Here is a 12,771-nt window from a genome sequence, read left to right as displayed (position 1 = left end):
ACACCACCCACACCCTCCACCGCAAACACCACCCCCACCACACCCTCCAAACCACCCTCGCCCACCACCACACCCACCACCACACCACCCACCAACCCAACCCAACCAACCAACCCGGCCAACCCAGCCACCACACCAAACTCCCCACCTACCCCTTCCAACACCAGCCCTACTGGATCACCTCACTCCCCGCGACTCGCCAGCAAACAGAGAGCGGTCACCCGCTCCTCGGCGAGCCCGTCGAGCTCGCGGCCGGCGAAGGGCGTTGGTTCAACGGGGAGTTGGAGGCGAACCGGCCCTGGTTCCTCGATCAGCACCGGCTCGCCGGTACCGCCGTGCTTCCGGCCGCCGCGATGCTGGAGTGGGCCGTCGAGGGGGTGCGGGCCGTCGGCGACGTGGGCCCGGAGGTCGGGGTGGGCCTGGAAGGCGTCACCTTCAACGACTTCCTGCACTTCGGCGCCGACGTACCCGTCAAGGTCCAGGCATCGGTCGTGCCCGAACAGGCCGGCTACCTGGTGCGCTGCTTCGGACAGCCGGACGAGCCCGCCACGGGGAAGGCGGCCCGGCCCTGGACCGAGCATCTGACCGTGGCGCTCGCCGCACCCGTGGCCGCCGGTTCGCACCGTGTCGACCTCGACGACCTGCGTGACCGCATGCCGGTCGTCGACTCCGGCGGGCTGTACGAGCGCCTGCACCGGATCGGGGTCGAGTACGGGCCCGCCTTCCGCGCGCTCAAGCAGCTCCGACGCTCGGCGGCAGGCACTGAGGCGCTCGCGCTGGTGGCGGTCGAAGCACCGGGCATGGCGCGGGACACGGAGACGTACACGCTGCATCCCGTCGTCCTCGACGCCTGTTTCCAGGTCGTCGCGGGGTTCACCGAAAGCGACGAGACGCTGCGGCTGCCCGTGGGGCTCGACCGGATCCGGGTGTACGAGCGGCTGCCCCATCGCGTCTGGGCGTACGCCCGTTGGCACGGTGTCGACGAGTCCGGCGAGTGCTCGATGGACCTGGACCTGCTGACCGAGTCCGGGAAGGTGCTCGCCTCCGTCGAGGGTCTGCGGTTCCGCACCGTCGCCGCGGCCTCCTTGCGCGGCATGGCCGTCACCCGTCCTCGCGAGTACGCCGTCGAGTGGGTGCCCTTCGTACCGCCTGTCATTGCCGACGAGACCGTTGAACCGGCCCAGGCACCGTGGCTCGTGGTGGACCGCGACGACATGACCGGTGGCTGGCGCGGGCGGCTCGTCCGGTGGGGCGCGTCAGCCGATGGAGAGGGCGACGGCGGGGCCGAAGACGAGGGCGAGGTGCTCAGTGCTCCCTTCGTCGTGGACGCGGAGACCGAGTCCGAACTGGAGCGGTTCTTCGGTGAGCGCCTCAGCCGCGAACTCGACGCCCTGGGCGCCGACAGCGGCCGTCTCGCGGGGCTTGTCCTGAACGGTGTCTCAGGTAACGGTGCCTCCGGCGCGGAAGTCGCGGACACGCACGCGGACGCGGACACGGACACGGACACGGACGGCGAGTTCTCCGAGGTCCAGCGCCTGGCCCTGCACAGCCTGCTCATCCTCAAGCACTTCCTGCGCGCCCGCGGCGCCGAGCGGCCAAGCGTCGTCATCCGCTCGGTGGGTGCCGCCCACCTTCCGCCGGGAGCGGGCGGCGTCGCGGGCAGTGTGCCCTCGCTGGCGCAGTCCGTCCTGACCGGCGCCACGAAGGCCGTCATCTCCGATCACCCGGATCTGCGGTGCGTCCAGGTCGACATCGATCCTGCCGGACCGGTGCCGCCGCTCGGTGAGGCGATCGCGCGGGCGGCCCTGCTGCCGGGCGCGGGGCATCTAGCTGAGCGCGGCGGGCGGTGGTTCGAGGCGCGGATCACCGAGCGGGAGCCGGCGGGCGGGCGTCCCCCGGTCGACGTACGCCCCGACGGGACGTATCTCGTCACCGGCGGTCTCGGTGGCATCGGTCTGGAAGTGGCGCGGTGGCTCGCCCGGCAGGGGGCGACGTCGCTTGTGCTGGCCGGCCGCAACATACCGGAGCGGGTGCCGTCCGAGGTGGCGCGGCTGCGCGCCGACGGCGTGCGGGTCGAGCTTCGGCGGGCGGACGTGTCGCGGGCCGATGACGTCGCCGGTCTTGTCTCGTTCGTACGGGAGGAACTGCCCGCCCTGCGTGGTGTGTTCCATCTGGCCGGTGTCGTGGACGACGCGGTCCTCGACCATCTGGACGGGCCACGGATCCGCGGGGTACTCGGCCCGAAGGCCGGCGGGGCCTGGCATCTCCACCAGGCCTGCGGCGAGGACCTCGACCTGTTCGTGCTGTTCTCCTCGATGACGGCGATCACCGGCGCCGCGGGGCAGTCCAGTTATGTCCTGGCCAATACGGTTCTGGACGCACTCGCCGCCCGTCGTGAGCGGCTCGGTCTTCCCGCGCTCAGCGTCGGCTGGGGCGCCTGGGGGGAGGTCGGCATGGCGGCGCGCGGCGGGTCGCTCGCTGGACTTGCCGCCACGGGTGTGGACGCGATGCCGCCGCGGCAGGCGTTCGACGCGTTCCAGCGGCTGTCTGCGGGCGGGCCCGCGCATGTGGGTCTGGCCCGGATGGACTGGGACCGCTATGCGGCGGTGACGGCGCGCCCGGTGCCGTACACCTTGCTGGAATCCGTGCTGCCGAGCGGTGTCAACCCCTGGACCACAGACGGGACTTACCGGTCCGCGGAGGAGCTGACCGAGTTGGCGGCGGCCGATCCGGAGCAGGCCCGCGACATCGTGCTGGGTGAGCTGTTCGACATGGTCTCGGTGCTGCTCGGCCTCGATGAGCAGCGACGTGACGAACTGCGGCCCGGCTTCGGGGCGACCCGTCTGAACGTACTGGGTCTCGATTCGCTGACGACGGTCAGGCTGCGGGGCCGGCTGCTGTCCGACACCTCCGCCGACGTGCCTTCGGACCTGCTGTTCGGGGGCGGGACGGCGCGGGAGATCGCCGATTTCGTCTGCCGTCAGCTGGCGCTGCGCAGCGTACTGGCCGCTGATGACGACGCCGTGGAGGACTCGGCGGAGACCGAGGTGCTGACGCTGTGACGCACGGCGCGCGGCATCCCCGTGTCCCAGCCCGCATCCCCATACGCACCACGACACAGGAGAGAGGCTCCGAGTTGAGCACCGGAGGAATGGGCCAGATCGCGTCGCTGCTGGACGAACTGGCGGACAGAAAGATCAAGTTGAAGCTCGCCGACGGTGACCGCTTGGAGGTGCAGGCGCCGCGCGGCAGCCTGACGGAGGATCTGCGGGAGCGTCTCGCGGGCCACAAGCAGGAGATCGTGGCGTGGCTCGCGCGGCCGGCGAGCGGCCCGGGGGCGGCCGGTGGCGAGCTGCCCACGGTGGAGCACGACGCGGAGCGGCTGTATGAGCCGTTCGCCCCGTCCGATCTGCAGCAGTCCTTCCTGATGGGCAGCCGGGAGGGGTTCGAATTCTATGTGCGCCCGCACCAGTACGGGGAGTTCGACTTCGACGAGCTGGACGCGGACCGTTTCCAGGAGGCCTTCAACCGTGCGGTGCACCGCCAGCGCAAGAATCTCGTGGTGGCCGACGAGGACATGATGCTGCGCACGGTGCGCGATCCGGCGCCGGTCGAGTTCACCGTGTCGGATCTGCGCGGTATGCCCGCCGACGAGGTCGAGACGGCTTTGCTGAAGCTCCGTGAGCAGATGGAGCGACAGGAGCCGGCGCACGACCAATGGCCGTGGCTGACACCGCACTTGACCCTGTACGGGGAGCGCGGGGCGCGGTTCCACTTCAACAACAACAACCTGTTCGCGGACGCACCGAGCGCCTTCCGGCTGCTGAGCGACGCCCTGCACTATTACCACCATCCCGACGATGAACTGCCCGAGCTCGAGGTGGCGTTCCGGGACTGTGTGCTGACGCTCGCCGAGCTCGAGGCGTCGCCACTGGGCGAGAAGTCGAAGAAGTACTGGTGCGACCGGATGGCCGACTGGCCGTCCGCGCCGAAACTGCCTCTGGTGAGCGGCGCTGTCCGCCGCCGCCGGTCGAAGCTGTCGCGGCGTGAGCTGCTCCTTGAACCGCGTATCCGTGAGGCGTTGCAGGCGCGCGCGGACGCACGGGGTCTGACCCTGACGAATGTGCTGCTGGGCGCGCACGCGGAGGTCGTCGCACAGTGGAGCGGCTCGCGGCACTTCCTCCTGAACAACATGATCACGCACCGGCTTCCCCTGCATCCGCAGATGCGGGAGATCGTCGGCAACTTCGCGTCGCTGTACCCGCTGGAGGTCGACTGGCGTCATCCGGAGGGCTTCGAGGAACGGGTGCGCAGGCTGCAGGCGCGGGTGATGTCCGATACGGAGCACACCTATTGGAGCGGCAGCAAGGTGCTGCAGACGCTGAATCAGGTGCGGCAGACTCCGGGCAGCGCGGTGTGTCCCTTCGCCGTGGGCAGCGCGCTGTTCGTGGGCCCGGCCGATCCGCCGGGCTACAGCCTCCTCGAAACGCCGCAGACCCTCCTCGACACGGAGTTCTGGGAGCTGCGGGACGGCCGGCTGTGGGTGATCTGGGATGCCATCGAGGCGATGTTCCCCGCGGGGATGATCGAGGAGATGCTGTCGGCGTACGGCCTGCTGGTGACGCGTCTCGCGGAGGACGAATCGGCCTGGCGGGAGCGGGACTTCAACCTGCTGCCCGCGTCCCAGCGCGAGCAGCGCGCGGCCGTCAACGAGGAGGCGCTCACCGCGGCGGGCGAGCCGCCGGTGCGGCTGCTGCACGAGCTGCTGCCCCGCGCGGCCGCCGCGCGGCCTGACGCGCCCGCGGTGATCGGGCCCGACGCCAAGGTCGGCTACGGCGAGCTGCGGGAGCGGAGCCTGCGGATCGCCGCGCGGCTCGCGGACTGCGGCGCCGGCGCCGGCCATGTGGTGGCGGTGTCGCTGCCGAAGAGCCCGGAGCAGATAGCGGCCGTGCACGGCGTTCTGGCGACGGGAGCCGCCTATGTGCCGGTCGATCCGGAGTGGCCCGCGGACCGTATCCGCTATGTCCTCGCGGATACGGGCGCGGTGGCCGTGGTGACGTCGACGGCGCTGCGCGACCGGCTCGCCGAGGCGGCAGCGGTGCCGCTGGTCACGGTCGAGGAGTGCGCGCGGCGGCGAGAGGCGCCCGACGCGCACGCGGGGGCGGCGACACGGCGGCCCGACGATCTGGCGTACATCATCTACACGTCGGGGTCGACGGGCCGCCCCAAGGGCGCGATGCTCGACCACGGCGGCCCGTTGAACACGGTGTCCGACATCAACCGGCGCTTCGGGGTGACCTCGTCCGATGTGCTGTTCGGCGTCTCCTCGCTCTGCTTCGACCTGTCCGTGTACGACGTCTTCGGCGCGGCGGAAGCGGGGGCCTCCCTGGTGCTGCCCGCGGCGTCGCAGACCGACCCGGCGTCGTGGATCGACACGGTGCGCTCGTTCGGTGTGACGGTGTGGAACTCGGTGCCCGCCCTCATGCAGCTGTTCGTGGAGGAGGCGGCCGCCGCCGGTGTGCGGCTGCCGTCGCTGCGTACGGTGCTGCTGAGCGGGGACTGGATTCCGGTGGACCTGCCGGGGCGGATCCGTGAGGTCGCCCCGAACGCGCGGGTGATCAGTCTGGGCGGCGCGACGGAGGCGTCGATCTGGTCCATCTGTCATCCGGTGGACGCGCCCGATCCCGCCTGGGCGAGCATTCCGTACGGCCGTCCGCTCGCGGGTCAGAGCTGGCATGTGCTTGACGCCTCGGGGCGGGACGCCCCGGTGTGGGTGCCGGGCGACCTGTACATCGGCGGCCGTGGCCTCGCGCTCGGCTACTGGAACGACCCGGAGAAGACCGAGGCGTCCTTCGTCCGCCATCCACGGACCGGGGAGCGGCTGTACCGGACGGGCGACCAGGGGCGCTATCTGCCGGACGGCGCCATCGAGTTCCTGGGGCGTTCGGACTTCCAGGTGAAGATCCAGGGGTTCCGGGTGGAGCTGGGCGAGATCGAGCACGCGCTCCTCTCCTGTCCGGGCGTGGGCAAGGCCGCGGTGGTCGCTCCGGACGCGGCATCCGGGCGGCAGCTCGTCGCGTTCGTCGTCCGGGACCGGGGTGCCGTCGTGCCGGAGGGTTCCGGCGCCGACTGGGTACCGGAGCTGACGGCCCGGCTGGGCCGTCTGGTGCCGCACTACATGGTTCCCGGCCGCGTCGTCCTGCTCGACGCGCTGCCGCTGACCGGCAACGGCAAACTGGACCGCCACGCCCTGGAGTCGCTCTCCCGCCCGGAGGCGGGGCAGGAACGCGAACGCACACCGGCCAGGAACCCGTTGGAGGCCCTGCTCACGGAGATCTGGGAGTCGGTGCTCGGCGTTCAGGCGATCGGTGTGCACGACGACTTCTTCGATCTGGGCGGCCAGTCGTTCGCCGCGCTGCGCGTACTGCGCCAGGTGGCCGGGCGGACCGGCAGCCGGGTGCCGCTCGGGCTGCTCCTGGAACGGCGCACGATCGCCGAGCTCGCCGAGAGCCTGCAGAGCGCTCAGGGCGCCTGGACTGCGCTGGTCACCCTGCGCGGCCCGGAGCGTGCCGCACGCAGTGAGCCGCTGTTCCTCGTGCACCCCGCCGGCGGCAACGTGGCGTGCTACCGGCAGTTGGCCGAGCTCCTGGACCGGCCCGTGTACGCCTTCCAGGCACCGGGCCCGGCGACCGGACACGAGCCCCTGACGACCGTGGGCGCGATGGCCCGGCTCTACGCCGACGCGCTGCGTGAGCTGCGCCCCAGCGGCCCGTATGTGCTGGGTGGCTGGTCGTCGGGTGGCGTGATCGCCTTCGAGGCGGCCCGGCTCCTGGAGGAGCAGGGCGAGAGGGTCGAACGCGTCATCGTCCTCGACTCCCCTGCCCCGTCCCTCACCAGGGACGTCGACGAGGCCCAGCTGCTGGTGTGGTTCCTGGAGGACCTCGGCGTCGGGTTCAGGTCCGGGCACGCGCCGCTCGACGAGGTGCGCCGCCTGGACGGTATGCGGGACGTCGACAGGATCGCCCGTACGCTCGCCATGGGCTACACCCGCGGGCTGCCCGACACGGGGCTCGACCCCGCCGATCTGGTCTCCCCGCTCGCGGTGTTCCGCGGCGTGGTGCGGGCCTGCAACAGCTATCAGGGCGGTGCGATAGACGCGCCGATCGACGTGCTGCGCGCCGAGCGGGGCGTGGTGAGCGAGTTCGCCGGGCATCCGCGGACCGCCGCCGCCGACTGGGGCTGGGCCGGGTTCTCACGGGCCGGGGCGAGCGCCATGTCGATCCCCGCCACGCACTACACCCTGCTCGCCGATCCGGCCGCCGTCACCGCCGTCACCCATGCGATCGACCAGCTGGGGACGCCGGGCATCACACGCTTCACGTCGGTGCCCGCACACCAGACCACCAAGGAGAATTGAGATGTCCCAGGAACTCCTGTCCGAGCTGCACCGGCGGGGCATCAAGCTGCGCCTGGCCGGTGACCGCCTGGACATCGTCGCCCCCACCGGCGCACTCACCGCCGAGCTGCGCGAGAGCCTGAAGCGCGGCAAGGACGATCTGATCGCGCTGCTGCGGAGCGGCAGCACCACCACGGCCGGCCACGAACCGGACGTGACCCCCCGCCCCGACGAGCGGTACGAGCCGTTCCCGCTCACCGACATCCAGCACGCCTACTGGGTGGGCCGTGGCTCGGCACTCGACCTGGGCGGTGTCTCCACCCACCTCTACTTCGAACTGGAGCGCACAGGGCTGGAGTTGGAGCGCCTCACCGCCGCGCTCCGCAAGGTCATCGCACGCCACGACATGCTGCGCGCCGTGGTCCAGCCGGACGGCAGACAGCGGATCCTCCGTGACGTACCGCCGTACGAGATCGCGGTGCGGGATCTGCGCGGTGCGGGTGAGGAGGGCGAGCGGGCCGGTATCGAGGAGGTGCGCGGGCAGCTGGACCACCAGGTCCTGCCCGCCGACCGCGCCCCCATGTTCGACATCCGCGCCTGCCTCCTGGAGGGCGGCCGGACGCGGCTGCACATCAGCATCGACGTACTGATCCTGGACGGTCTCAGCCTGTTCGTGCTGTTCGGCGAGTGGCGTCGGTTCTACGAGGACCCGTCGTGGCACCCCGAGCCGCTGGCCCTGTCCTACCGCGACTATGTCCTGCACGAGGCGGCGTCCCGCTCCGGCGCCCGCTACCAGCAGGACGAGGCGTACTGGCTCGACCGCCTCGACTCGTTGCCCGCCGCGCCCGAACTGCCCCTCGCGCGTCGGCCCGGACAGCTGTCCCGCACCGAGTTCACCCGCCGGGCGGGCAGCCTGACCCGCGATCGCTGGAGCGCCCTCAAGGAGACGGCAAGGCAGCGCGGCCTGACGCCGTCGGCGGTTTTGATGACCGCGTTCGGCGACGCCCTGCGGCTGTGGTCGGCGCAGCCCGACTTCACCCTCAACCTCACCCTGTTCAACCGTCCGCCCGTGCATCCCCAGATCAATGACGTCATCGGGGACTTCACGACGCTGACGATGCTGGAGAACCGGTACGACGCCGGGGCGACGTTCGCCGAGCGGGTCCAGGCCCTGCAGACCCAGCTGATGCGCGACCTCGAACACATGGCGTACAACGGCGTGCAGGTGCTGCGGGAGCGGGCGCGGCGGCTCGGCGGCGGACCGGCCGCGGCGATGCCGGTCGTCTTCACCAGCGCCCTGGTTCTCGGCGCCCCGGACAGCGATCCGTCGGACGGCATCCGCTTCTTCGGGGAGCAGGTGTACGGCCTGACGCAGACTCCGCAGGTGTGGCTCGACCATCAGACGTCCGAGGAGCGGGGCGCGCTGCTCTTCAACTGGGACACCGTCGAGGCGCTCTTCCCCGAGGGGATGCTCGACGACATGTTCGCCGTGTACTGCCGGGCGCTCGACCGGCTCGTGGAAGAGCCCGCGGCCTGGGACGCGCCCGGCTCGCCCGCGACGCTTCCGGCCTGGCAGACCGAGGAGCGGGACCGGGCCAACGACACCACCGCCGAGCTGCCGGGCGGCAGCCTGTGCGGCCTGGTCGAGGCGCGGGCGCGGCTGCGGCCGGACGCGGTGGCGGTGATCGACGGCGAGCGGGAACTGACCTACGACGAGACGGTGCGGCACGCGCGCCGGCTCGCGCGGCGCCTCAAGGAACTGGGTGCTGAGGCCGACTCCGTCGTCGGCGTGGTGCTGGAGAAGGGCTGGGAGCAGGTCGCCGCGGTGATCGGCGTGCAGCAGTCGGGCGCCGGTTACCTGCCGGTCGAGCCCGGCTGGCCGCAGGCCCGCAGGGACCAGCTGCTCGGCGAGGGCGGCGCGCGCGTCGTGGTCACCTCGCCCGCGTTGCGGGAGGCCTTCGACTGGCCGGAGGGCGTGCGCACCGTCACCTTCGAGGACGCGGAGGTGACCGGCTCCAGCGCACAGCCGCTCGACACGGAGCCGGGCCCGGACGATCTGGCGTACATCATCTACACCTCGGGCTCCACCGGGCGGCCCAAAGGCGTGGCGATCGACCACCGTTCGGCCGTCAACACCGTCCAGGACATGAACGCCCGCTTCCAGGTCGGCCCCGCCGACCGGGTGCTCGCGCTGTCGTCGCTCAGCTTCGACCTGTCCGTGTACGACATCTTCGGCCTGCTCGCCGCGGGCGGCACCGTCGTCGTCCCCTCGCCGGGCCGCGCCCAGGATCCCGCGCACTGGACAGAGCTCGTGGAGCGGCACGGCGTCACGGTGTGGAACTCGGTGCCCGCGCTCATGCAGGCCTGGGTCGACTCGCGCGGCGACGCGGTCGAACTGCCCCCGTCCAAGGTGAGGTTGGTGCTCCTGAGCGGCGACTGGATCCCGGTGCCGCTGCCCGACGCCGTGCGCGGTCAGCACGCCAAGGCGGAGGTGATCAGCCTCGGTGGCGCCACCGAGGCCGCCATCTGGTCGGTGTGCTATCCCATCGGCGAGGTCCCCGGGGACTGGGCGCGCATCCCGTACGGCAAGCCGCTCGCCAATCAGACACTGCATGTGTACGACGCCGCCATGGAGCCCTGTCCGATCTGGTCGACGGGCGAGATCTTCATCGGCGGTACCGGCGTGGCCCGCGAGTACTGGGGTGATCCGGAGCGGACCGCGGAGCGTTTCGTGGAGCATCCGCGCACCGGGGAGCGGCTCTACCGGACCGGCGACCTGGGGCGCTATCTGCCGGGCGGCGACATCGAGTTCCTCGGCCGGGCGGACCACCAGGTCAAGGTCAACGGCTACCGCATCGAGCTGGGGGAGATCACTGCCGCACTGCTGCGCCGGCCGGGCGTGGCCGACGCGGTCGCCGGGGTGGAGACCAGCCCCAAGACCGGCCACCGGCAGCTCGTCGCCCACGTCGTTCCCGCCGCGGGTGCCTCGGACAGCTCGGCGGGCGTCGGCGAGGACGGCGCCTGGGGCGAGGTGCTCGGTGCGTGCGCGCAGTGGACGGACCTGGGCACGCGGGAGCTCGCGGCGCCGTTGACGGAGTACCGCAGGATGCTGGAGACGCTGGAAGGCATCTCGCCCGTCCTGATGGCCCGCACCTTCGCCGGGCTCGGCGTCTTCACGGCCAAGGGTGAGGGGGCGTCCGCCGCGCAGATCGTGGACCGGTGCGGCATCAGGCCCGGATACCGCGGCGCTGTGGACCGCTGGCTTGGCATCCTGGCCGCGGAGGGTGTTCTGCGGGCCGGCGACGCGCCCGGGGAGTACGTGGCCGACGAGCCGCTCGACGTCGCGGACCTGGACGAGCGGGTCGACGCCGGTCTGGCCGCCCTGGACTTCGAGGGCAGCGAGGCGGTCCTTTCCGGCTACTTCGCCGACTGCGCCGAACAGCAGACCGAGATCCTCAAGGGCCGGACGAGCCCGTTGAAGCTCCTGCTCAAGGGCGGCAACCAGAAGGTGACGGACGCGCTGTACGCCGACAACGCCGTGTCGAGGCTGCAGAACCGGGTCCTCGCGCAGGGCGTGCGCGCCTTCGTGGACAGCCGCGGCAAGGAACGCGGGCCGGTCCGGGTCCTCGAGGTGGGCGCGGGCACGGGCGCGACCACGGCGGCAGTTCTGGAAGCGCTGCCCGAGGGCCGGACCCAGTACTCGTTCACCGATGTGTCGACGTACTTCACGGCCCTGGCCAAGACGCGCTTTCAACACCGTCCCGAGGTCGAGTATGGCATCTTCGACATCGACCGCGAGCCGGCGCAGCAGGGCGTGGCGCCCGGCTCGGTCGACATCGTCATAGCGGCCAACGTGCTGCACGACGCCACCGATCTGCCATGGTCCCTCGCCCGGCTCCGTTCCGTCCTCGCACCCGGCGGCCTGCTCGTCCTGCTCGAAGGCACGGTCAACTCCCGCCAGCAGCTGGTGACGGTGGGTCTCATCGAGGCCCTCGCCCAGGATCGCGGGGAACAGCGGCTCCCGCTGCTCTCCGCCGATGCCTGGCAACGGCACCTGGGGGACGCCGGGTTCACCAGGTTCGCGGCTGTTCCGGGGCCGGAGGCGACCGTCGACTTCCACGGCCAGCAGGTGCTGATCGCGCAGCGCCCAGGTGGTGATGGCGCCGGCCCGGCGGCGACCCTCGACCCGGAGGCGCTCCGCGCCGGCCTCGAGGAGCTTCTCCCCGGCTACATGGTTCCGCGCCATGTCATGCTCATCGACCGCCTTCCGCTCACCGCCAACGGCAAGGTGGACCGCACGGCACTGCCCTCGCCGTGGAACGAGGCGGGCGAGGGGGAGCGGGTCGCTCCGCGCGACGACCGGGAACGGAGCGTCTTCGCCATCTGGAGCGCGGCCCTCGGGCATGAGGACTTCGGCGTCACCGACGACTTCTTCGAGCTGGGCGGCGACTCGTTGCACGCGGTCAGCATCGTCGGCCGGCTGCAGGCGGAGTTCGGCCTGTCCGACGACGCGGAGGACGGCCCCGACCTGCTCTTCGACAACCCGACCATCGCGGAACTGTGCACGGAGCTGGCTTCTCGCGAGGAGGGCTGAGGGTCCCACAGCAGCGCGAAGCGCACGGCCCGGGTGATCACACCCGGGCCGTGCGCTTCGTTCCGCTCAGGAGAGTCCGACCGGTCAGGAGATTCCGAGCTCGTTGCTGATGAAGTCGAACATCTCGCTGTCGCTGGCCGCTTCGAGCCGATCCGCGCCGCCCGGAGACTCCACGGGCTCATCCGCCTCCTGGCACAACCGCAGCAGCTCGCTCAGCCGCCCTGCGACCACGGCCCGCGCCGACTCCGCCAACCGGCTCCCGGACAGCAACTCCCGTACTTCGTCCAGCCCTTCGAGGACCGGCTCCACCATCCCCTCGTCACCGTCACCGTCACCCGGCCCGGCGGCCGACCGGGACCGCAGGAAGTCGATGACCGCGTCGGGCGTGGGGTGGTCGTACGTCAGCGAGCTGGGCAGCTGCAGCCCTGTCGCCGTGGACAGCCGCCGATGCAGCTCCACGGCTGCGGCCGAGTCGAACCCCAGCTCCTTGAAGGTCCGGTTCCCGGCGATGGCCTTCGGGTCGGCGACACCGAGGACGACGGCGAGCTGACCGCGCACCACGTCACGCGGCGAACTCTGGGCCACCGGGGCTCGCACCTCGGCCACAGGGACTCTGTCCAGCCAGTAAGGGTGGCCCTGGAAGGGGTAGGTGGGGAGTTTGGTGTGGTGGCTGGGTTGGCCGGGTTGGTTGGGTTGGTGGGTGGTGTGGTGGTGGGTGTGGTGGTGGGCGAGGGTGGTTTGGAGGGTGTGGTGGGGGTGGTGTTTGCGGTGGAGGGTGTGG

The 12,771-nt window shown here is 71.4% G+C and carries 4 protein-coding genes; 3 read left to right on the top strand and 1 reads right to left on the bottom strand.

Annotated elements, in window-relative coordinates; translation table 11 throughout:
• The 3 genes from ACGFX9_RS38295 to ACGFX9_RS38285 form a co-directional block, all read left to right on the top strand.
• Positions 1-3,062, top strand: a 3,062-nt coding sequence (locus ACGFX9_RS38295; protein WP_393484511.1) for a type I polyketide synthase, incomplete at its 5' end; no start/stop codon positions are given.
• A gap of 74 nt (positions 3,063-3,136) precedes the next feature.
• The gene (locus ACGFX9_RS38290) at positions 3,137-7,417 is read left to right on the top strand and encodes an amino acid adenylation domain-containing protein (RefSeq protein ID WP_393484509.1); all 4,281 of its coding nucleotides are present in this window, start codon (positions 3,137-3,139) and stop codon (positions 7,415-7,417) included.
• Position 7,418: 1 nt separating this feature from the next.
• A complete protein-coding gene (locus ACGFX9_RS38285; protein ID WP_393484507.1) occupies positions 7,419-11,990 on the top strand; it encodes an amino acid adenylation domain-containing protein in 4,572 nt (1,523 codons plus the stop codon).
• 84 nt (positions 11,991-12,074) lie between these two features.
• Here the strand turns inward: ACGFX9_RS38285 and ACGFX9_RS38280 are convergent.
• Positions 12,075-12,771 (bottom strand): phosphopantetheine-binding protein (locus tag ACGFX9_RS38280; protein ID WP_393484505.1); only part of this gene is annotated, 697 nt, incomplete at its 5' end.

The sequence above is a fragment of the Streptomyces sp. NPDC048436 genome (assembly GCF_043200355.1).
In the GTDB taxonomy this organism is placed as follows: Bacteria; Actinomycetota; Actinomycetes; order Streptomycetales; family Streptomycetaceae; genus Streptomyces.
The sequence above is the reverse complement of the archived record's forward strand: the minus strand, read 5'-3'. Positions and strand labels throughout refer to the sequence as shown.